The sequence below is a fragment of the Pantoea sp. X-Soil-ISGK-421 genome, assembly GCF_059730785.1.
This window is the reverse complement of record NZ_AP035979.1, coordinates 1,879,110-1,898,915: the sequence shown is the minus strand read 5'-3', so window position 1 is coordinate 1,898,915 and position 19,806 is coordinate 1,879,110. Positions and strand designations below refer to the sequence as shown.

Here is a 19,806-nt window from a genome sequence, read left to right as displayed (position 1 = left end):
AATCAGGGCTAATTATTTGGCATACGCTTCAGTGGAAATCGTCAAGGTCACATCATCGCTCACGGCGGGCACATATTTATCCAGTTTGAAGTCTGAACGCTTAATCACGCCGCTGGCATCAAAACCAATCGCCTCTTTCTTCACCATTGGATGCATACCTTGCTGATTCAGCGTGGCATGTAACGTCACCGGCTTGGTGATGCCTTTCAACGTCAGGTTACCTTCCACGTCGAACTTGTTATCGCCCTTCGCCACCACTTTGGTGCTGTGAAATACCGCTGAAGGATATTTCGCGGTGTCGAAATACTCCGCGCCCAGGAACTCTTTGGTCAGCGCCGGTACATGGGTATCAATTTGCGTAATCGGCAGGGTGACATCAACGCGCGACTGCTGTGGCTGATCCTTATCAAACACGATGGCGCCTTTGCTGTTAGGGATGTCGGCGGTGGGATGTGAGAAGCCAAAGTGCGTCCAGGTAACGATGACCGAGGTGTGCGCCGGGTCGAGATCATAATGCATTGCTGCAGCCTGTGACAAAGGGGCGTATAGCGTAGCCGCCGCCAACAGTGGCAGCGCAAGGCGAGTAACGTTTTTCACTAGCTGTTCCTTTTAGATCGGGATAATCCAATGAGTTTCGCCTGTTAACCGGCAACTAACCAGTGAAGAGATTTGCTGGTGACTGTCAAATATATTCAAAAATATCAGTAGGAAACTGTTCAGGTGCGATACAGTTTATCCTGTCTCTTTTTTCACCAGAATCAACCAGCGATGCCGTTCTCGCAGCAGGAGATAATGAAGTTTCGCCAGTTGCGATAGCGTCAGCGCCTGAATCGCCGCGTGATTGAGCGTTGCTAAGCCTTGCTGCTTGCGCAGCGTTTCAATCGCCTGTTCGCCATTGTCTTTGCCTGCGCATTGCGCCAGTAGGCTGGTCTGCCGGGTCTTCAGCATCTCTGGCGTTAGCGCGGCGATCTCCGCCATACTTGCACGCATAAATTGCTTGCAGTGGCTAAGCAGTGCGCGCCACGCAATGTCCGGCGATTGCAGCGCCAGCACTAATCCATCGACATCCGCCACCCGTTGATAGCGCGCGGAAACCACGTATCCAATCTGTTGATCCACCCGCAGCCGCTGGAAAAAACGCGTTTCCAGCATCATCGCCAGCACCCGTAACGTTGCCAGGCTGGCATCGTCAGCGTGCGGCAACGGCATAAACAGCAGCAGCGCGTGATCGTGCCCGTCGCAGTTGATGGGCACAATGCCGCGCTGTAGGCGCGCGGGTTTTGCATAGCGCGCCAGTTCGGGCGTGAAGTCACTCAGCAAATGCGCCACGCGCTGGCGTAATGCGCTATCTACGCCACACCACGCCGCCAGCCATTGCGGCTGTTCCCTCGGCCGCAGCAAGCGGGTCGGCAATGCCGCCAGCAACTGACGAATCACGATGGAAGGATTTGATGCGGCGGGTTGCTGCAGCACGGGTGCATCTAACGCCAGCAAGGCCTGATGCACGCTCAGCAAAGCGCGATCGGCGGCTGCAGGCAAATTGAGTACTAACTGCCAGCTGCCCTGTTTTTGCTGCCAGCTCCCGCTGCCACCTGCATGGCGTAACTCCGCCAGCACCGGGCGCAACAGGCGCTGGCGAGACTGCGCTTCTTCTTCGCTCAATGTCTGATAAAACGCCGGACGCAGCAGCAGCGTCTCAACCTGACTTATCGGCGCGATTAACGGCAGCGGCTGCGCCACAGGCGGCAGTCGGGGTAAAGTCATCGTTGTTGAGCTGGGGAAGAAACCAAAGGTTGCGGGCCTGGTGACGGCAAGGGGCTGTGGCAGCCAATCGGCTAGCTGTAGCGTGAATCCTTGCGTCTGATAAGGCTCGCCGCTGTGCTGCTGCTGAGTAAGCAATCGCGTGCGCGGTTGGTCCTGCAACGCGGCGACAAAATGGCTGAAGTTATCAGGCAGTGCGCATCCAGGTGCGAAGCCAAGCGCCTGCCCACACAGCTGTTCCAGCGGCGACAAGGCGGCAAAATCTTGCTGCACCAGCTGCGCGTAATGCTGCAACTGCGATGCCTGGCACTGCGCCACCGCTGCCAGATGCTGCCAAAAGTGATATTCAATGCGCTGCGCCGCTGTCGATGAAAGCTGCTGAGCGCTGAAACGCAGCGTCAGCAAAGCGCGTTGACCCTCTCGCCACAGCCATTGCACCTCAAGCGCATCGCAGAGTTTTTCATTCCGCAGCTGCGCCATTAAGCTGCCCGGTGCTTCATCCTGCCAGAAAGCACGGATTAGGGTGACGTTGTCACGCAATGCCCGTTCATCACCCTGCAAAAGCAGCGTGATCGAAAAGTTTTCGTCACCCGGCAGAGATAGAATTTGGTCGCCTGGCAATAGCCTCGGTTCAAGCACCTCGGACGTTTCGCCGCCAGCTAAAATCCTGCCGCCCACTCTCTGTGCGAGCTGCGTCAGTTCATCCAACGTTTGCGGGCCTTGAAGCCAAAGCTCAATGTTATTAGTGCGATAGAAACGATAATGGAATTCACGTAAAGCAGATTGCAGTTCCGTGACATTGTCACCAAAAGCAGCGCGATTGCCGACGCGGAAACGTTTGAAACGCCCTTGCAGCTTATCGAGTACGGCTGCTTCGCTCAACGTTTCGCCATGGTTTTGCAGCAGTTGATATTCGGCGTCAATCACCGCCGTTTCCTGCTGAATGGCCGATGAAGCCAGCAAGGGTGCCGCCAGCATATCGCACAGTCGCTGAGCGCCAGCCGATAGCGCCGCTGCCGGCAGCTGGCAGAAATAGGCGCTGCGGCTTAATTGCGTGGTGGCATTCACCTGGCCGCCCTGCTGCTGCACCCATGGCATCAGGCGATCATCGCCGCTGAAATTTTCACTGCCGCAAAACAGCAGATGCTCCAGCAGATGCGCTAAACCCGGCCAGCGATCCGGCTCATCCAGGCTGCCCGCACGCACGCGCGCCAGCACCGCCGCCTCGCGCGCGCGCGGTTGATGATGCAAATGACAGCGCAAGCCGTTGGCGAGCGTAATCTGGCGCGCGTTCATCAGGTGACGCGTTGCTTAAAGATCAGTTCGGAGTTGCTGCGATTGCGGAACTGCAGCTGCTGAATTTTGATGTCGCTGCAATTGGCTTGACGCCGTGCTTCGAGGATCTTGCCGTGATGCGGCGATTTGCTGCAGACCGGATCGGTATTGTCTGCATCGCCCGTTAGCATAAAGGCCTGGCAGCGACAGCCACCAAAGTCTTTTTCTTTCTCATCGCAGGAGCGACAGGGTTCCGGCATCCAGTCAAAACCGCGATATCGGTTGAAACCAAACGAGTTATACCAGATGTCGTCGAGGCTGCGTTCCAGCACCGACGGGAACTCGACCGGCAGCTGACGCGCGCTGTGGCACGGCAACGCGGTGCCGTCCGGCGTGACGCTGAGGAAGATCGATCCCCAACCGCCCATGCAGGGTTTTGGACGCTCTTCGTAGTAATCCGGCGTGACAAACAACAGATTGGTGAGGTTGCCAGTGGCGCTCATGCGCTGACGATAATCCGCCACCACCGCTTCGGCATTGGCGATCTGTTCGCGCGTCGGCAGCAATCCTTCACGATTAAGCTGCGCCCAGCCGTAGAACTGGCAGGTGGCCAGCTCGACATCGTCGGCTTCCAGTTCGATACAGAGATCGATGATTTTGTCGATCTGATCGATGTTGTGGCGATGCAGCACAAAGTTCAGCACCATCGGATAGCCGTGCGCTTTCACCGCTTTTGCCATCTCCAGCTTCTGCTGGAAGGCCTTCTTCGATCCGGCCAGCGCGGCGTTCAGCGTTTCATCACTGGCCTGGAAACTGATCTGGATATGATCGAGCCCGGCGTCAGCAAAGGCGTCGAGTTTTTTCGCCGTCAGGCCAATACCGGAGGTGATCAGATTGGTGTAGAAACCGAGATCGCGCGCGGCGCGGATCAGCTCCGGCAAGTCTTTGCGCGTTAGCGGTTCGCCGCCGGAAAAACCGAGCTGCACGCTGCCCATGGCGCGCGCCTGGCGAAACACCTCAATCCACTGTTCGGTGGTTAGCTCTTTCTCCTGCTGGGAAAAATCCAGCGGATTGGAGCAATACGGACACTGCAGCGGGCAGCGATAGGTCAGTTCTGCCAGCAGCCACAGCGGCGGCGTTACGCTTTTACTCGGGTTCACGACACTGTATCCATTTTTGTTCGATGGCAGATTGCAGGAACTCTTTAACATCATCACCGACGCCGCCCGCTTCCGGGAAACGCGCATCCAGCGTGGCAACAATCGCCGCCACATCCTGTTTGCCATCCACCAGTTCAAGAATCGCCGTGGCGGTTTCGTTCAGCTTGGCCATGCCTTCAGGATAGAGCACGACATGGCTCTCTTGCGCCGCTTCCCACTGCATGCGGTAACCGCGACGGAAAGCAGGAATCACATTATCTTTCATAGTGTTATACCAATCTTGTGCTGTGCCAGGACACCTGATCGGTGACCGTATGATAAGGCGGACGTTGCAGCGCATATGCCATGGTCATGGCATCCAGCATGGTCCAGAGAATATCGAGCTTAAACTGCAGGATCTCCAGCATGCGGTTCTGCTGCTCGGCGGTGGTGAACACCTCAAGCGCCAGCGCCAGTCCATGTTCGACATCGCGGTTCGCCTGGCTCAGGCGGCTGCGGAAGTAGAAATAGCCTTCCTCTTTGATCCACGGATAGTGCTGCGGCCAGCTGTCGAGACGTGACTGATGAATCTGCGGCGCGAACAGTTCAGTCAGCGAACTGCACGCGGCTTCCTGCCAATTGGCACGACGCGCAAAGTTCACGTAAGCATCCACTGCAAAGCGCACGCCCGGCAGCACCAGCTTTTCGGACAGCAACACTTCGCGATCCAAACCCACTGCTTCACCCAACTGCAGCCAGGCTTCAATGCCGCCTTCGTTGCCGTTGCTGCCGTCGTGATCGAGGATACGCTGCACCCATTTTCGGCGCGTCGCCGCATCCGGGCAGTTAGCCATGATCGCCGCGTCTTTCAGCGGGATATTGGTTTGATAATAGAAGCGGTTCGCCACCCAGCCCTGAATCTGCTCACGCGTCGCGTTGCCGTTGTGCATGGCAATGTGGTACGGATGGTGAATGTGGTAGAACGCGCCTTTGTCGCGCAGCGCCTGCTCAAACGCGGCGGGCGATAACGCTTCAGTAATGATCACGATGCAATCTCCTGCAGATGAATCGCCATACCATCCCAACTCACTTCAATGCCCTGCTGCGTCAAATAGTCGCGCTGCGATGATTGCTCATTAAGGATCGGATTGGTGTTGTTAATGTGAATCAAAATCTTGCGCCTGGCCGGTAGCGAAGCCAGCAACGCCATTAAGCCTTGTTCTTCGGCCAGCGCCAGATGCCCCATCGCTTTGCCGGTATTTTTACCCACGCCGGTGGCGAGTAATTCGTCGTCCTGCCATACCGTGCCGTCAATCAACAGGCAATCAGCCTTTTGCAGCCACGGCATAATCACCGCATCGGGCTCGCCGAGTCCCGGCGCGTACAGCAGCGTTTGGCCGTTCGCGGTGTTTTCAATAAACAGCGCCACGTTGTGGCCCGGCAGCGGCCGATCGCGATAGGGCGAATACGGCGGCGCGTTACTGAGAATCGGAATCGCGGTGAACTGCAGGCTGTGGCACACGTCGACGCGGAACGGTTCCAGCGGGGTTAACGCATGATGCTGCAAGCCACCGTTCCAATGCTGCAGCATGGTGAAAATCGGGAAACCACTGGTGAGATCGCCATGCACTTCCTGCGTACACCACACCTGATGCGGGCAGCCTTCGCGCAGGCTCAGCAAGCCGGTGGTGTGATCGATTTGGCTGTCAGTCAGAATGATGCTGCCAATCGCCGTGCCGCGCAGTACACCCTGTTTAATTAATTCTGGCGTGTGGGCAATTTGCTGGCTGATGTCCGGCGAGGCGTTACACAGCACCCAATCTTCACCGTTATCACTGACGATGATCGAAGATTGCGTGCGCGCCTGCGCCTGAAGAGTGCCATTACGCAGGCCGCTGCAATTGGCGCAGTTACAGTTCCACTGCGGGAAGCCGCCGCCAGCCGCTGAACCGAGGACTTTAATAAACATGAACGTTGACCAGAGAGAGAGAACAAAATGCCCGCACGAACGGCGGGCAGAAGTCTTAGCGGTTGGAGATGTACAGAGTCACTTCCAGGCCCAGACGCAGGTCAATAAACGCAGGTTTTTTCCACATAATATTCTTCCTCATAAAGTGAAAACGCAGAGAAATCTCTGCTGGAGAGGATTGCTGCTGTGACGTAGATCACATTGCAATCCGTACGCGCGCAGATGTTGCGCTAATGTAGCGAGCAGATCAACCCTGATTCGGTAAGGGAATGGTGCTAATCCTGCCAAATGTGTTGCAACACGCGCTGCCAGTTGCCCCATGCGAGCTGCTCAAGTGCTGTTTGATCGTAGTCGAACGAACGCAACAACGCATAAAGATGCGGTAATCCGGTCACATCTTTCAGCGCCTCAGGCACGCTAATGCCATCAAAATCGGAGCCCAGCGCCACATGATCGCGGCCCATTATCGCGATCAGGTGTTCAACATGTTTAACAATTTCGATCAACGGCGTGTCGCTGTCGCGTTTTCCGTCGCTGCGCAGAAAAGCGTTACCAAAATTCACGCCCACCACGCCGCCGCTGTCGCGAATGGCGCGCAACTGATCATCGGTGAGATTGCGCGGCTGTGGACAGAGCGCGTGCGCATTGGAGTGCGTCGCTACCAGCGGCGCGGTCGACAGCCGTGCGGTGTCCCAGAAGGCTTTCTCGTTCATATGCGACATGTCGATCAACATACGATGGCGATTGGCTGCCGCGATCAGTTGCTCGCCTTCTGCGCTCAAGCCCGGACCGCTGTCCGGTGAGTTGGGGAATGATCCGTTCACGCCTTCACCAAAGCGATTGGGCAGATTCCAGAACGGCCCGATGCTGCGCACGCCCGCTTGATAAAAGGCCTCAAGCGCTGCGCCATCGCCATCAAAGCCGTCCGCGCCTTCGATATGCGCCACCAGCGCCAGCACGCCATCTGTGCGACAGGCCGCGATGTCCGCGGCACTAAGGCAGAAACGCGCCCGCCCGGCGGATTGCGCCGCCAGCGTTTTCAGGATGTCGAGCTGCTGCCAGAGAATCGTTAGCGGGTCGAGGTTTTCTTCCGCTCGCTGCGGCGCGACCTCTTTCACATATCGCAGTGGCGGCACAAACATCGCGAACAGACCACCGGCAAAACCGCCCTGCTGCATGCGCGGAAAATCGAGGTGGCCCTTTTCGATGCCGTGAAAAAATGCCTGCGCCGGATCATCGCGATGATGCAGCCATAGATTGAGAAGCAGGTCGTTATGACCGTCGAAGGTTTTTAGCAACATGAGGCGATCTTTGACGAAACAACATGCCGCTATGCTACGCGCGCGCTGCTGTTTCGCCAAATGCGGGCGCACAAAGGGTTAGTTCTGCGCAACCTTTAAGCCGTGATAAAAGGTGGGTTTCACATCAAGCGGCTTCTGGATTAAACCGTATTTCTGATAGAAATCGGCGGTCTCTTGCTGCTGGCTGATGGTGGCCTCGTCAATGCTCTGCCAGTGCGATTTGCGGCGTGAGAAGGATTTCGCTGCCGCTTCTTTTGGGAAGCCGATGATTTTTGCCAGCGTGCTGGAATACTCATCAACATGGCTGTTGGCCCAGCGATCGGCGGCGGCTAACCGGTTGACGTAATCCTGCAGCGCCACGCGTTTGGCCTCATCTTTCAGCGCTGCATCGGTGGCGGCGAGGAAGCTATTGCCGCTGGAAAGCCCGACGCCGTTAACCAGCACGCGGCCGGTATGGGTGACTTCCGCCAGCGCGGTGTAAGGATCCCACGTTGACCACGCATCCACCGATCCGTTTGCCAGCGCGATGCGCGCATCCGCCGGGGTTAAGAAGCGCCACTTAACCGCTTTATCGCTGACGCCCGCCTGCTCCAACGCCTTAAGCGCTTCAAAGTGGCCAATCGATCCGCGTCCGGTGGCGATATTTTTTCCCTTCAGCTCGGCAACGGTTTTGATGGGCGAATCGAGGCTCACCAGCACCGCCAATCCTTCGGGCACCGACTTACTCACCGCCACCGCTTTCACCTGCGAACCGGCCGCCAACGAGAACAGCAGTGGCGCATCGCCGATAATACCGGCATCTACCGCGCCGGCATTCAGCGCTTCCGCCAGCGGCGCCGCCGCCGGGAACTCAGCCCATTCGATTTTATAATTGAGGTTGTTTAACTGCTGCGCCGCGGCCATTTCGGCGTGCATATTCCCTTTCTGATCGGCAATGCGCAGCGTCACGGTTTCTGCTGCCGCCGCGCCGCTGGTGGCCAAAATCATTAGTGCCAAAGCTGCTCTTTGCATTGTGTTTTATCTCATGGTGCAAAACCCCAGCCTAACCCGCGCAAGCCAAATGACCGATGCCGATTTCGCATGAGAATTGCCGCCTGGCGCATATGCACGTTAGAGCAAATAACCGCACATTTTGTAGCGGCGCAATTTATTGCGCGATAAATCGCGCCGCTACAGATTGAGCGCGCGGAATGAACGGCATTCTGTCAGTTATGCGCTAAGGATTGTCAGCAATCGGCGAGCCTGTGGCGGCGTGGTAGGTAACACTGAAACCACACCACAAGGAGATCGTTATGCTTACGCAACCCGCTGCAAAATACCGTCCATTCCCGGTCATCGATTTACCCGATCGTCAGTGGCCGTCGCGCCAGCTGACGCAGGCACCCCGCTGGCTCTCTACCGATCTGCGCGACGGCAACCAGGCGCTGGCGACGCCAATGGACAGCGCACGCAAACTGGAGTTCTGGCAACTGCTGCTGCGCTGCGGCTTTAAGGAGATTGAGGTGGCGTTTCCAGCAGCATCGCAGACAGATTATGATTTTGTGCGCTTGCTGATTGAGCAGAACCACATTCCAGACGATGTGGCGATTCAGGTGCTGACCCAGGCACGTAGCGATCTGATCGATCGCACCTTTGACGCGCTGCGTGGCGCGCCCAACGCCATTATTCATCTGTACAACGCCACCGCGCCGCTGTTCCGTGAACGGGTGTTCCGTCAGAGCAAAGCCGAGATTATTGAACTGGCCTGCGCCGGTGCGCGACAGATCCGCGCCCGCTGCGCAGCACAAACGGCGACTGCGTGGACCTTCGAGTATTCACCAGAAACCTTCTGCTTTACCGAACCCGACTTTGCGCTGGAAATTTGCGAAGCGGTAGCGGCGATTTGGCAACCGGGGCCTACACGTCCAATGATCATTAACCTGCCCGCCACCGTCGAAGTGAACACGCCGAACGTCTATGCCGATCAGATTGAGTATTTCTGTCGCCACTTCAGCCAGCGACCGCAGGTGTCGATTAGCGTGCATCCGCATAACGATCGCGGTACCGGCATCGCCTGTGCGGAGTTGGCGATGCTGGCGGGCGCCGATCGCGTAGAAGGCTGCTTGTTTGGTAATGGCGAACGCACCGGCAACGTGGATATCGTCACGCTGGCGCTCAACCTTTACACCCAGGGCGTGGCGCCGCAACTCGATTTCAGTGATATCCAGCAGGTGCTGGAAGTGGTAACACGCTGCAATCAGTTACCGATTCATCCACGCCATCCTTATGCCGGTGAACTGGTGTTTACCGCCTTCTCCGGTTCGCATCAGGATGCGATCCGTAAAGGCTTTGCCGAACGCGCACAACGCGAAGAAACGATCTGGCAGATGCCGTATCTGCCGCTCGATCCGCTGGATATCGGCTGCAGTTACGAAGCGGTGATCCGGGTGAACAGCCAATCCGGCAAAGGCGGCGCAGCATGGCTGCTGGAACAGAATCATGGATTGCAGCTGCCGCGCGGATTGCAACAGGATTTCAGCCGCCTGGTGCAGCAGCAAACCGATCGACACGGTCAGGAGATGACACACCATGCGTTATGGCAGCTGTTTTGTCAGCATTACGGTTTAACCCAGCCAGTGCGACGTTTGCTGGAAGCGGAAAGCCACAGCGATGATAAAGGCGAAACGCGTTTCAAAGCGCGGCTGCAACAAGGTACGCAGCAGGTAACGCTGGAGGGCAAAGGCAATGGCTTGCTCTCTGCCGCCGTCGCCGCATTGCGTCAGCGCTATGATGTGGCCGTCACCATTGAGGATTATCACGAACACACGCTAGGCAAACGCAGCGATAGTCGTTCGGTGACTTATATCAGCTGTATTAATGCACGCGGAGAACGCGCGTGGGGTGTGGGCATTGATAACGATGTGGCGCGCGCCTCATTGCAAGCGCTGCTCAACGCAGCGCACGCTTCTCTGCCACAGGAAAATAGTTCACTGGCGTAACGCCGAGCACGCGGCGAAACATCGCGCTGAAAGCGCTCGGGCTGTCATAGCCGAGATCGAGCGCCACCGTCAGCACGCTTTCACCTTGGGCTAAGCGGGTTAACGCCACGCTTAGCCGCGCGCGGCGCACCCAGTCGCTGAACTGCAAACCGGTTTCGCGACTGAAATGGCGCGCCAGCGTGCGTTCCGCCACGCAAAGTTGAGCCGCGGCGCGGGCCAGCGTCCAGTTTTCGCCGGGTGCTTGCTGGATCTGCTGGCACAAACTCAGCAAACGATCGCTTTCCGGCAGCGGCAAGCCAAAGGGCAGCACATCCATCACGCGGATCTCATCGAGGATCAGCTCGTAAATGCGCTCTGCGCGGCTGCCAGGAACGTACAGCTCCGGCAGCGCCAGCGCGCTCACGATCAACTCGCGCAGCAGGGGCGAAATCTGCACCACCTGACAACTGGCGGGCAGATCGGCGCGCGCGAGCGGATCGACAAACAGCGTGCGCGCGGCCACTGCACCAACGATATGCAGCGCGTGGCGTGTTCCCGCCGGCAGCCAGACGCCGCGACTCGGCGGCACAATCCAGCTGCCGTGCTGCGTTTCAACCTTCACCACGCCGCTTAGCGTATGGATCAACTGTGCGCAGTGGTGGAAATGCCACGGCTCCGCGTCGCCATGCGCATAATCGTGCGCAAAGGGCACCAGCGGACGGTAGGTGAAGTCGAAATTGAGTCGCGCACTCATGTTAGCGCTTCAGGTATTGATACACCGCCGCCAGATCCTGCTCGCCGTAGCCAGCATCCACCGCCTGCTGCCAGACATCCACGATATTTTCCAGCGCCGGCAGTTTGCTATCACCCGCCGCGTCCAGCGCCAGTTTGGCGTCTTTCAGCGCCCAGACCAGATGCATTTGCGGGGTAAAATCACCACTGGCGATCATGCCGAGTTTCATTTTGGCGTACGGTGCAGCCAGCGGGCCGCCATCCAGCACTTTCCACAGATCGTCGGTGCTGAAACCAAACTCTTCCGCCAGGCGTGTGCTTTCCGCCAGGCTCTGCATCAGACCAATCAGCCAGCTATTCACCACCAGCTTCATGCGCGAACTGGCACCTGCTGCGCCCAGCCACTGTGTGCCTTTACCGATCGCGGCAAAGACCTGCTCGGCGGCCTGCGCCTTGCTCTGATCGCCACTCGCCATCACCAGAATTTGTGCATTCTCTGCGGGGGCTTTAGTGCCGGAAACCGGTGCATCGATAAACACCACGTCCGGACGTGTGCGGTTAATTTCCGCGATCAGTTGATCGGTGGCGTCCACGCCGATGGTGCCCATCTGGCACACTGTCGCGCCCTGCTTGAGCGCGCTGCTGGCCGCGTTCAGCGCCTCGCGCGTGGTATCGCCGTCGGCGAGCATGGCGATCACCACATCCGCACCCTCAACCGCTTGCGCTGCGCTGTCAGCCAGCGTGATACCTGCGTCCAGCAGATCTTCGCCTTTGGCACGCGTGCGATTCCAGCCGCGCACCGTGAAGCCTTTTTTCAACAGGTTGGCGGCAAACGCATGGCCCATCGCGCCCAATCCCAGTACCGCTACCACAGGTTGTTGACTCATATTCCCTCTCTTTTATGCCTTCAGACAAAACCGCCAGACTGACAGAATTTCCCTGAGGCAGCCAGGCCAGAGATGCGATGGGAAAACATTTTCAACACCGCAAACAGTAATAATCCGTCATACTATTAACGCTTTTCAAACAATTGAAAAAACGATTAACATACGCGCCATTAATGTTCCACCTGGTACATTCCACGCCCTTTTTACGGTCTTTCATAATGAAAATAGCTTTACTGCGCCAGGCTTCGTTGCTGATGTTGCCTGCGATGTCGCTGGCGGCTGGCGCTGCCAGCAATACTATGGTGGTGAGTGCTGCGCCTGCAGCGTCCGGCCTTTCTGAACTCGACACGCCCGCGGCGGTCAGCGTGGTGTCTGGCGACGATATGCGCCACGCCGCACCGCGCGTGAATTTGTCAGAAAATCTCGCCAGCGTGCCCGGTTTGCAGATTCAGAATCGGCAAAACTATGCGCAGGATTTGCAGATTTCAGTGCGTGGTTTTGGATCACGATCGACGTTCGGCCTGCGCGGCATCCGTATGTACGTTGATGGGATTCCCGCCACCATGCCCGATGGCCAGGGACAAACGTCCAACATCGATATCGGCTCGATCGATCACATCGACGTGCTGCGCGGCCCCTTCTCCGCGTTGTACGGTAACTCGTCGGGCGGGGTGATTAACGTTGAAACCGAAACCGGACAGCAACCGACCACGCTTGAAGCCAGCAGCTGGTACGGCAGTTACGGCAGCTGGCGCAACAGCGTGAAAGCCAGCGGTGCAACCGGCGACGGTACGCAAGCCGGGGATGTCAATTACACGGTTTCCGCCTCGCGCTTTACCACCCACGGTTTTCGCGATCACAGCTCGGCGCAGAAAAATCTCGGCAACGCCAAGCTTGGCGTGCGCATTGATGATGTCAGCACCCTGACGCTGCTGTTCAACAGCGTGCACGTTGAAGCGCAGGATCCAGGTGGTTTGACCGCCGAGCAGTGGAAAGATAATCCGCGCCAGGTAGCCAGCAACGTTACCTTGTACGATGCGCGCAAAACCGTCGATCAGACGCAAGCGGGACTGCACTATCAGCGTCAGATGAGTGAAAACGACGATCTCAGCGTGATGATGTACGCGGGTGAACGTGAAACTACGCAGTATCAATCGATTCCCAAAGCCACCCAGTTGCGCGCAGGTTATCCCGGCGGCGTGATTTCGCTGTCCCGCCATTATCAGGGCATTGATACGCGCTGGACGCACCGCGACGCACTGTTCACCCTTCCGGTGACCTTCACCGCCGGCCTCGACTATGAAACCATGACCGAGAAGCGCAAGGGTTATCAGAACTTTAGCGGCGACGAATTGGGCGTACAGGGCGATATGCGGCGTAATGAACGCAACCTGATGTGGAATCTTGATCCCTATCTGCAAACTGCGTGGCAGCTGACCGATAAGTTATCGCTGGATGCGGGCGTGCGTTTCAGTACCGTCAATTTCGACTCCAACGATTACTACGTTACCGCCACCGATCCTGATGACAGCGGCAATCGTCGCTACCATCGCTGGCTGCCTGCCGCTGCGCTGAATTACGCCATTGATAATAGCTGGAACGCCTACGTTTCTGCCGGTCGCGGTTTCGAAACGCCAACGCTGAATGAGTTGTCGTATCGCGCGGCCGATCAAGCCGGACTGAATCTTAACTTGCAACCCGCCACCAGCGAAACCGTTGAATTGGGCAGTAAAAAACGTATCGGCAATGGCCTGCTAACCGCTGCGATTTTCCAGACCGACACTAAAAACGAGATCGTTTCGGACAGCAGCTTTGAAGGCCGCACCAGCTACAAAAACGCCGGTGAAACGCGTCGTCGCGGCTTAGAGCTGGGCCTCGACCAGCAGTTCGGCGAGAGCTGGCGTTTCAAAGCCGCATGGACCTTGCTGGATGCCCGTTATCGCTCTAACGTCTGCGGCACCGAAAGCTGCGACGGCAACCGCATTCCCGGCATTGCCCGCAACATGGCTTACGCCGGCTTGGCTTACGCGCCCGATCAAGGCTGGTATGCCGGAACCGATGTGCGCTACCTGAGCGATATCGCCGCGGATGATGAGAACGATGTAAAAGCGCCGTCTTACACCGTGGTTGGCGTGAACAGCGGTTATAAATGGCTGGTGCAGAACTGGACGCTGGATCTGTTTGGCCGCGTCGACAACCTGTTTGATCGCAACTACATCGGTTCGGTGATCGTCAATGAAAGCAACGGTCGCTACTACGAACCGGCGCCAGGTCGCAACTACAGCGTGGGTCTGACAGTGAGTTATGCGTTTCAGTAAATAAACGCGTTCTTACGGTTGAAATCCAGGCCCTGCAAGCTTATTGCGGGGCTTTTTTTTGCGCAAATATTGTTCACCTCAATCAATCGTACTATAGTGATGTAGCAACATAACTACATGCCATGGAGGTCTTTATGACAGTGACTCGTATAACTAGTCGAGCATTTAATCAGGAAGTTTCACGTGCCAAGAGAGCCGCAGAAGAAGGCCCGGTCTATATTACTGACCGTGGCAATCCTGCACATGTTTTACTGACGTTTGAAGCGTATAAGAAACTCACCGGATCAAACAGAAGCATCGTTGAATCACTGGCCATGTCAGACGGCGTTGAAATCGACTTTGAGCCTGAACGGGTAACCATCAACACCAGGGATGTGGAGTTCTAATGCGTTATTTGCTGGATACCCATGTTATTTCTGAACTACGTAAGGCAGGGACGCCTAAAGCCAATCCTCAGGTCGTTGCCTGGGCCAAAACCATTGATGCAGATGAGATGTTTATCTCAGCATTAACATTGATGGAGATCGAAAAAGGCATTCTGAAATTTGCCCGGAAAGACCCACAACAAGCTCATCATCTGCAACGTTGGTATCAAGAGCAGGTTCTCACTGAATTTGCCTGGCGCACACTTTCGATTGATAGCGCTATTGCCCGCCTTTGCGCACAGCTACATATTCCCGACGAACGCCCGCATACCGATGCGCTGATCGCAGCGACGGCCATTTATCATGATTTAATTCTGGTCACTCGAAACGTACAGGATTTTGACACGACTGGCGTGATGCTGCTGAATCCGTGGCGGGCATTGTAGGGCAGACATACATGGCAACCTGCAAACCAGATGCGCATCAATGCGCACCCTACGAAAACCCAGCTCTATATACGTAAGGTCGCCATTGATGGCGACCGAAGTTGTCTTTTACTTCAGCAACGCCAGCACATCTTCAGTTGTGCCGGTTTCACCCAGACGCGGGAAGATGCGCTCAACGCTGTTTTTGTGCGTTTCGGCATCCAGGCACGTCATCGCATCGGTTGCCAGCGTGACGTTGTAACCTAATTCATATGCCTGACGCGCCGTCGATTCCACGCCAATGCTGGTGGCGATACCGCAAACAACCACTTGCGTGATGCCACGCTGCTGCAGCTGCTCATGCAAATCCGTGTTGTGGAAGGCGCCCCAGGTTTTTTTGGTGATGGTGATATCGCCACGTTGCTGCGCCACATCCGGCACTAAAGTGGCCCAATCGGCCGGCAGTTCGCCAGCGTGTTTAGGCTGTTCATTACGGCCTGGCGCACCGCCCGCTACGTTGACCAGCACCACCGGGCGCTTTTGTCCACGAAATGCATCGGCCAGGCGCGCTGAGCGCTCAATCACTTCATGCGCCTCTAACGGTGCGACAGGTAACGCGACAATGCCGTTTTGCAGGTCAATCACAATCAGCGCGGTGTTGTCGTCAAGGGTAGTTAAAGCCATGTTGAGTCCTCTCAGGATTATTGGTCAGCAAGTCGTTGCAGTAAGGGAATGGCGGCCAGCAGCGTTTGCTGTTCGTGGGCATTGAGCTGCGTCGCGATGCTGTCCACCAGCCAGTCATCGCGCTGTGCACGATTGGCGGCGATCAGTTGCAGGCTCGCAGCAGTGGGTTGATAGCGCGTTTTACGGCCATCCAGCGGATCGGCGGCACCCTGCACCATGCCCAGCGTTTGCAAGCTGGCCACGGTGGCGCCCATCGACTGCGTGCGCACACCTTCAAGCGTTGCCAATTCAGTGACCGTCATTGCGCCATCACGCACCAGATAACCGAGTACCGACACCTGCGGCCAGGTGAGATCGCCCGGCGGCGCAGATTCCCGCAGGCGACGCGCCAGTTTGCCATTGATGCTACGCAGTAACGCGGCCGCGCTATTAAGGTCGCTCATGGCACCTTCTCCTTAATGATGAACCGCGAGTATATAAATACGAAGGCAAACTGTGTAGTTTACCTTCGTATCAATTTGTAATTACGCGCGCTGTCAACGGGTTTCGTAGGGTGCGCATTGATGCGCACCGGGTGTTCGTCGCCATGAATGGCGAACTGCCAAACAGTTTAGCGCCCATCACATCACCGCACATTCCGTAGCGGCGCGATTTATCGCGCAATGAATTGCGCCGCTACGGGCGCTGCAGATAGTGAATCAAACTGTGAAACCGCAGCGGCGTGCTGAGAGGATTGCGGTAGCTGTGCGGTGTATCGGCGGCAAACTGGCTGGCCTCGCCAGAGAGCAAGCGGCGCCAGGTGCCTTCCACGCCCAGCAACAATTCGCCCTCCAGCACCACAACCTGCTCAATCACTCCGCTTTCATGCGCCGATGAATCGCTCTGCGCGCCACCCGCCAGCGTAACTTCCAGTAGGTCAAAACGCAGTGTGGCATCGTACGGCAGCAGCGGCTTGACCTGCATCTGCGCATTGGGCTGGCTGAATGTCGCCGCGCTGCCCGGTGGGTGATCGCTGCCCTGCACAAAGAAGGAAAACGGCACGTTAAAGCCGGTGGCGATTTTCCACAGCGTTGCCACCGTGGGGCTCGATTCACCGCGTTCAATCTGGCCAAGCATCGCTTTACTCACGCCGGTGCGATCCGCAGCCAGCGTCAGGCTCCAGCCGTTGGCCTGACGCAGTTGCTTCAGCGCCAGACTCAAATATTGATGCAAATTTTCCATGTATTCTCCCAAAAGCTCGCGCGCAGTGTATCACTTGTGCGCTATAACGCTCCATGCCACAATGTGCGTTATAACGCACAACCGGATGTGATCTGATGACAACCGCCGCCTCACACAGCGCCTTCTCTTTCCCGATGCTGATTTCAGGATTTATCGCCGTGCTGGTCGGCTACAGCAGCACCGCGGCACTCATTTTTCAGGCAGCACAAGCGGCTGGCGCTTCGCCAGAACAGATTGGTGGCTGGTTTTCAATGTTGGGCATCGGCATGGGACTGGCGTCATTTGGCTTGTCGTTGTGGACGCGCATGCCGATCCTCGCCGCCTGGTCAACGCCTGGCGCGGCTCTGCTCGCCACCAGCGTGCAGGGTTTGACGCTGAATGAAGTGGTTGGCGTGTTTGTAGCGACTAACCTGTTGATTGTGTTATGCGGTATCACCGGCCTGTTCGCCCGATTAATGAATTACATTCCACAGTCGCTGGCAGCGGCGATGTTGGCCGGGATTCTGCTGAAGTTTGGCATCAGTACGTTTAGCGGGTTACAGAGTAATTTCGCGCTGTGCGGCAGCATGTGCCTGGTATGGCTGATTAGCCGTCGCTGGCTGCCGCGCTACGCCATTATTCTGGCCTTGATCGCGGGCGTGCTGGTGGCGCTCGGTCAGCAAGCAATCCACTTTCCGCCGCATGCGCTGGCGATCAGTCGGCCGGTATTCATCATGCCGCAGTTTACTCTGACGGCGCTGATTGGCGTCGGTTTACCCTATTTTCTCGTGACAATGGCATCGCAAAACGCGCCCGGCATCGCCACCCTACAGGCGCACGGCTATCAGCCGCCGGTGTCCGCGCTGACCGGCTGGACTGGATTTATCGCCTTAGTGCTGTCGCCGTTTGGCGGTTTTTCGGTGTGTATTGCCGCCATTACCGCTGCCATCTGTATGGGCGACGATGTCGATGCCAATCCGGCGCGCCGCTGGATGGCGTCCACCATCGCCGGCGTGTTCTATCTGTTGACCGGCTTAACCGGCGGATTGATTGCCGTGATGCTGAGCGCCCTACCGCCGGTGTTGATTGCCACACTGGCAGGACTGGCGCTGCTGGCGACGCTCTCCGGCAGTTTGCAGCGCGCGTTAGCCGAGCCCGATCAGCGCGACAGCGCCATCGTGGCGTTTCTGATCACCGCCAGCGGCATTTCGCTGCTCGGTATCGGCTCCGCCTTTTGGGGTTTGATCGGCGGCATGCTGACGTATTTGATCCTTTCCCCGCGCAGCCGCGCTTAAAAATTCAACAATCTTCTCTGCACGCGGGAAAAACGCCCTGTTTTTCCCCCTTTATCAGCCGTTTGATTTGTCTGCATTTGGCTTAAGATCACTATTATCGCCAAAAACACACACTGTTCTGCCTCAGACAACCACCGATAAGGGCCCAACGAGTGGCAAAAACTTTTCTGCGCAGCGGCAATCTGGATACGGTACTGGCACTGGGTGAAAACGGCCAGCCGGTCTGGACGTCCGCGCTGCAAATCCGTGAAACCTTGCGCCTGCGCCGCCAAACTACGCTGGCCAATTGCCTCGCGATTCCGCAGGTTAACGAGCGCGGTGACCGCCTCGATTGGTATGCCCCTTTTAACGGCAAAGTAAAATCCTGGCTGGGTGCCAGCGATCATGAGCGCCGTCAGGCGCTGGAACTGCTGACGCTGAACCAGCAGGATCTGCTGGCGCTGAGCCTGCGTGCGCGCGACGCTGAGAATCCGGCGATGCGCTTGTTTGGCGCGCTGCTGAGCAAAACCCTGCAGTTCCCGGATCAGCAGTACGTTTATCTGGTGGATGGCAAACCGGTGATCACCTTCTGGGGATTTGTCGATCCGCAGGCGCGCTCACGCGATGACGCATTGGCCTGCCTGCGCGATTCGCTGGAAGATGAATTGCCACCGCTGCTGCCAGACCCGCCAGCGCCCGCTCCGCTGGTGGTTGCGCCGGTGATTGCGCCGCTGATCGACGTGCCGCCTGCCGCTGCCGAATCGGTGAACGAGCCTGAAGCTGAAATCGACGCACCGGTGGCTGACGTCATTCCTGAGCCCGTGCCTGAACCCGCACCCGAACCTGTCGCGCCGCCCCGTCGCGCCTTTGCCGTACGTCCGCTGATGCTGCTGTTGCCGGTTGCCGCGGTCGTCGCTGCTGGCGTCGCCTTCTGGCTGCACAGCGCGCCGCAACCTGCTGCGACAACGGGGGCAGACAGCGCTGTGCCAAGCAGCAAGCCGTCTGCCGTCATGGTTAACGTGGAAAAACTCGCCACCACCTTGCCGCAAACTGCCGCGACCGTCATCGCCGCTGCGCCGGTGGCCGCGCCTGCCGCACCGCCTGAAGTGGTGGCAGAACACACCGAACCGGCCAAAGCCGATGATCTGGTGATGACCACTGACGATGCACGCGTTGGCTCGGTGAAATTTATCAATGGCACCTGGCGCGTCACCTTGCGTCAAACCAATCTGCCAACTGGCAAGCCGCCAAGCCTGCGCTATCAGATCCGCAACGGCAAAGGCACCGCCACCATTACCCAGGGCGACAACATCCGCTGTAAAGCCGATGTCACCGCCGCGATGACCACCGCCGGCAGCATGGAAGTGCGCAGCCGCTATACTGCGACGTGCAGCGATAAATCGCGTTACCGCATGCCCGAACTGGTGTGTAAAGCCGGTGATGGCATCGCTAGCTGTACTGCGCAATACGGCGCAGATCAGGTGTTCCCGTTGACGATTAAGCGTGAGAGTAAGTAAAC

The 19,806-nt window shown here is 57.4% G+C and carries 20 protein-coding genes; 6 read left to right on the top strand and 14 right to left on the bottom strand.

Annotated elements, in window-relative coordinates; genetic code table 11:
* Positions 1-12: 12 nt before the first annotated feature.
* The 9 genes from AC6I8K_RS08865 to AC6I8K_RS08825 all read right to left on the bottom strand — a co-directional run bounded on the left by AC6I8K_RS08865 (position 13) and on the right by AC6I8K_RS08825 (position 8,456).
* Positions 13-597 (bottom strand): YceI family protein, encoded by a 585-nt coding sequence (locus AC6I8K_RS08865; RefSeq protein WP_483817313.1) that lies wholly within the window; start codon positions 595-597, stop codon positions 13-15.
* A gap of 135 nt (positions 598-732) precedes the next feature.
* Entirely contained in the window at positions 733-3,057 is a 2,325-nt protein-coding gene (gene pqqF, locus AC6I8K_RS08860; RefSeq protein ID WP_497826540.1) for a pyrroloquinoline quinone biosynthesis protein PqqF, read from the bottom strand.
* Positions 3,057-4,196: a pyrroloquinoline quinone biosynthesis protein PqqE gene (gene pqqE / locus AC6I8K_RS08855; protein WP_497826539.1), complete on the bottom strand. Its 1,140-nt coding sequence runs from the start codon at positions 4,194-4,196 to the stop codon at positions 3,057-3,059. The genes pqqF and pqqE overlap by 1 nt, the downstream gene beginning before the upstream one ends.
* Positions 4,183-4,461, bottom strand: a complete 279-nt coding sequence (gene pqqD, locus AC6I8K_RS08850) for a pyrroloquinoline quinone biosynthesis peptide chaperone PqqD (protein ID WP_064741118.1) — start codon at positions 4,459-4,461, stop codon at positions 4,183-4,185. The genes pqqE and pqqD overlap by 14 nt, the downstream gene beginning before the upstream one ends.
* Positions 4,462-4,465: 4 nt before the next feature.
* A complete protein-coding gene (gene pqqC, locus AC6I8K_RS08845; RefSeq protein ID WP_064741117.1) occupies positions 4,466-5,221 on the bottom strand; it encodes a pyrroloquinoline-quinone synthase PqqC in 756 nt (251 codons plus the stop codon).
* Positions 5,218-6,144: a pyrroloquinoline quinone biosynthesis protein PqqB gene (gene pqqB, locus AC6I8K_RS08840; RefSeq protein WP_483817311.1), complete on the bottom strand. Its 927-nt coding sequence runs from the start codon at positions 6,142-6,144 to the stop codon at positions 5,218-5,220. Before pqqB ends, pqqC begins: the two co-directional genes overlap by 4 nt.
* Positions 6,145-6,199: 55 nt before the next feature.
* Positions 6,200-6,271, bottom strand: a complete 72-nt coding sequence (pqqA, locus tag AC6I8K_RS08835) for a pyrroloquinoline quinone precursor peptide PqqA (RefSeq protein ID WP_002905689.1) — start codon at positions 6,269-6,271, stop codon at positions 6,200-6,202.
* A gap of 148 nt (positions 6,272-6,419) precedes the next feature.
* On the bottom strand, positions 6,420-7,445 hold the full coding sequence (locus AC6I8K_RS08830) for a dipeptidase (RefSeq protein WP_483817310.1): 1,026 nt from the start codon (positions 7,443-7,445) through the stop codon (positions 6,420-6,422).
* 78 nt (positions 7,446-7,523) lie between these two features.
* A complete protein-coding gene (locus AC6I8K_RS08825; RefSeq protein WP_483817309.1) occupies positions 7,524-8,456 on the bottom strand; it encodes an ABC transporter substrate-binding protein in 933 nt (310 codons plus the stop codon).
* 281 nt (positions 8,457-8,737) lie between these two features.
* Here AC6I8K_RS08825 and leuA point away from each other — a divergent pair, with 281 nt between their 5' ends.
* Positions 8,738-10,423: a 2-isopropylmalate synthase gene (gene leuA / locus AC6I8K_RS08820; RefSeq protein ID WP_497826538.1), complete on the top strand. Its 1,686-nt coding sequence runs from the start codon at positions 8,738-8,740 to the stop codon at positions 10,421-10,423.
* Here leuA and AC6I8K_RS08815 read toward each other — a convergent pair.
* Together AC6I8K_RS08815 and AC6I8K_RS08810 are read right to left on the bottom strand one after the other, a co-directional pair.
* Entirely contained in the window at positions 10,374-11,156 is a 783-nt protein-coding gene (locus AC6I8K_RS08815) for an AraC family transcriptional regulator (RefSeq protein WP_497826537.1), read from the bottom strand. The genes leuA and AC6I8K_RS08815 overlap by 50 nt on opposite strands.
* Before the next feature lies 1 nt (position 11,157).
* On the bottom strand, positions 11,158-12,021 hold the full coding sequence (locus tag AC6I8K_RS08810) for an NAD(P)-dependent oxidoreductase (RefSeq protein WP_497826536.1): 864 nt from the start codon (positions 12,019-12,021) through the stop codon (positions 11,158-11,160).
* Positions 12,022-12,239: 218 nt separating this feature from the next.
* On the opposite strand from AC6I8K_RS08810, the gene pqqU reads away from it, so the two are divergent.
* From pqqU to AC6I8K_RS08795, 3 genes are all read left to right on the top strand, one after another.
* Positions 12,240-14,339: a TonB-dependent receptor PqqU gene (pqqU, locus tag AC6I8K_RS08805; protein WP_483817305.1), complete on the top strand. Its 2,100-nt coding sequence runs from the start codon at positions 12,240-12,242 to the stop codon at positions 14,337-14,339.
* 134 nt (positions 14,340-14,473) lie between these two features.
* Positions 14,474-14,725 carry a type II toxin-antitoxin system prevent-host-death family antitoxin gene (locus AC6I8K_RS08800; RefSeq protein ID WP_497826535.1) on the top strand — a complete coding sequence of 84 codons (252 nt, stop codon included), beginning with the start codon at positions 14,474-14,476 and terminating at the stop codon, positions 14,723-14,725.
* Positions 14,725-15,150, top strand: a complete 426-nt coding sequence (locus tag AC6I8K_RS08795; RefSeq protein WP_497826534.1) for a type II toxin-antitoxin system VapC family toxin — start codon at positions 14,725-14,727, stop codon at positions 15,148-15,150. Before AC6I8K_RS08800 ends, AC6I8K_RS08795 begins: the two co-directional genes overlap by 1 nt.
* A gap of 108 nt (positions 15,151-15,258) precedes the next feature.
* Here AC6I8K_RS08795 and AC6I8K_RS08790 read toward each other — a convergent pair whose 3' ends face one another.
* The 3 genes from AC6I8K_RS08790 to AC6I8K_RS08780 all read right to left on the bottom strand — a co-directional run bounded on the left by AC6I8K_RS08790 (position 15,259) and on the right by AC6I8K_RS08780 (position 17,034).
* Positions 15,259-15,813: an isochorismatase family protein gene (locus AC6I8K_RS08790; protein WP_064741111.1), complete on the bottom strand. Its 555-nt coding sequence runs from the start codon at positions 15,811-15,813 to the stop codon at positions 15,259-15,261.
* A 17-nt stretch (positions 15,814-15,830) separates the two neighbouring features.
* Positions 15,831-16,256, bottom strand: coding sequence for a MarR family winged helix-turn-helix transcriptional regulator (locus AC6I8K_RS08785; RefSeq protein WP_064741110.1), 426 nt, complete (start codon positions 16,254-16,256; stop codon positions 15,831-15,833).
* 232 nt (positions 16,257-16,488) lie between these two features.
* Positions 16,489-17,034, bottom strand: a complete 546-nt coding sequence (locus AC6I8K_RS08780) for a helix-turn-helix domain-containing protein (RefSeq protein WP_064741109.1) — start codon at positions 17,032-17,034, stop codon at positions 16,489-16,491.
* Between the two features lie 95 nt (positions 17,035-17,129).
* Between AC6I8K_RS08780 and AC6I8K_RS08775 the strand changes: the two genes are divergently transcribed.
* Positions 17,130-18,308 (top strand): benzoate/H(+) symporter BenE family transporter, encoded by a 1,179-nt coding sequence (locus AC6I8K_RS08775; RefSeq protein WP_497826533.1) that lies wholly within the window; start codon positions 17,130-17,132, stop codon positions 18,306-18,308.
* Positions 18,309-18,460: 152 nt separating this feature from the next.
* Positions 18,461-19,804, top strand: a complete 1,344-nt coding sequence (locus AC6I8K_RS08770; protein WP_497826532.1) for an SrfA family protein — start codon at positions 18,461-18,463, stop codon at positions 19,802-19,804.
* Positions 19,805-19,806: the final 2 nt, after the last annotated feature.

Bases quoted from the DNA above. Each gene is read 5' to 3' on its own strand.
- pqqF (WP_497826540.1), bottom strand. From the start codon at position 3,057: ATGAACGCGCGCCAGATTACGCTCGCCAACGGCTTGCGCTGTCATTTG.
- pqqD (WP_064741118.1), bottom strand. From the start codon at position 4,461: ATGAAAGATAATGTGATTCCTGCTTTCCGTCGCGGTTACCGCATGCAG.
- pqqB (WP_483817311.1), bottom strand. From the start codon at position 6,144: ATGTTTATTAAAGTCCTCGGTTCAGCGGCTGGCGGCGGCTTCCCGCAG.
- AC6I8K_RS08830 (WP_483817310.1), bottom strand. From the start codon at position 7,445: ATGTTGCTAAAAACCTTCGACGGTCATAACGACCTGCTTCTCAATCTA.
- AC6I8K_RS08825 (WP_483817309.1), bottom strand. From the start codon at position 8,456: ATGCAAAGAGCAGCTTTGGCACTAATGATTTTGGCCACCAGCGGCGCG.
- leuA (WP_497826538.1), top strand. From the start codon at position 8,738: ATGCTTACGCAACCCGCTGCAAAATACCGTCCATTCCCGGTCATCGAT.
- AC6I8K_RS08815 (WP_497826537.1), bottom strand. From the start codon at position 11,156: ATGAGTGCGCGACTCAATTTCGACTTCACCTACCGTCCGCTGGTGCCC.
- AC6I8K_RS08810 (WP_497826536.1), bottom strand. From the start codon at position 12,021: ATGAGTCAACAACCTGTGGTAGCGGTACTGGGATTGGGCGCGATGGGC.
- pqqU (WP_483817305.1), top strand. From the start codon at position 12,240: ATGAAAATAGCTTTACTGCGCCAGGCTTCGTTGCTGATGTTGCCTGCG.
- AC6I8K_RS08800 (WP_497826535.1), top strand. From the start codon at position 14,474: ATGACAGTGACTCGTATAACTAGTCGAGCATTTAATCAGGAAGTTTCA.
- AC6I8K_RS08795 (WP_497826534.1), top strand. From the start codon at position 14,725: ATGCGTTATTTGCTGGATACCCATGTTATTTCTGAACTACGTAAGGCA.
- AC6I8K_RS08790 (WP_064741111.1), bottom strand. From the start codon at position 15,813: ATGGCTTTAACTACCCTTGACGACAACACCGCGCTGATTGTGATTGAC.
- AC6I8K_RS08785 (WP_064741110.1), bottom strand. From the start codon at position 16,256: ATGAGCGACCTTAATAGCGCGGCCGCGTTACTGCGTAGCATCAATGGC.
- AC6I8K_RS08780 (WP_064741109.1), bottom strand. From the start codon at position 17,034: ATGGAAAATTTGCATCAATATTTGAGTCTGGCGCTGAAGCAACTGCGT.
- AC6I8K_RS08775 (WP_497826533.1), top strand. From the start codon at position 17,130: ATGACAACCGCCGCCTCACACAGCGCCTTCTCTTTCCCGATGCTGATT.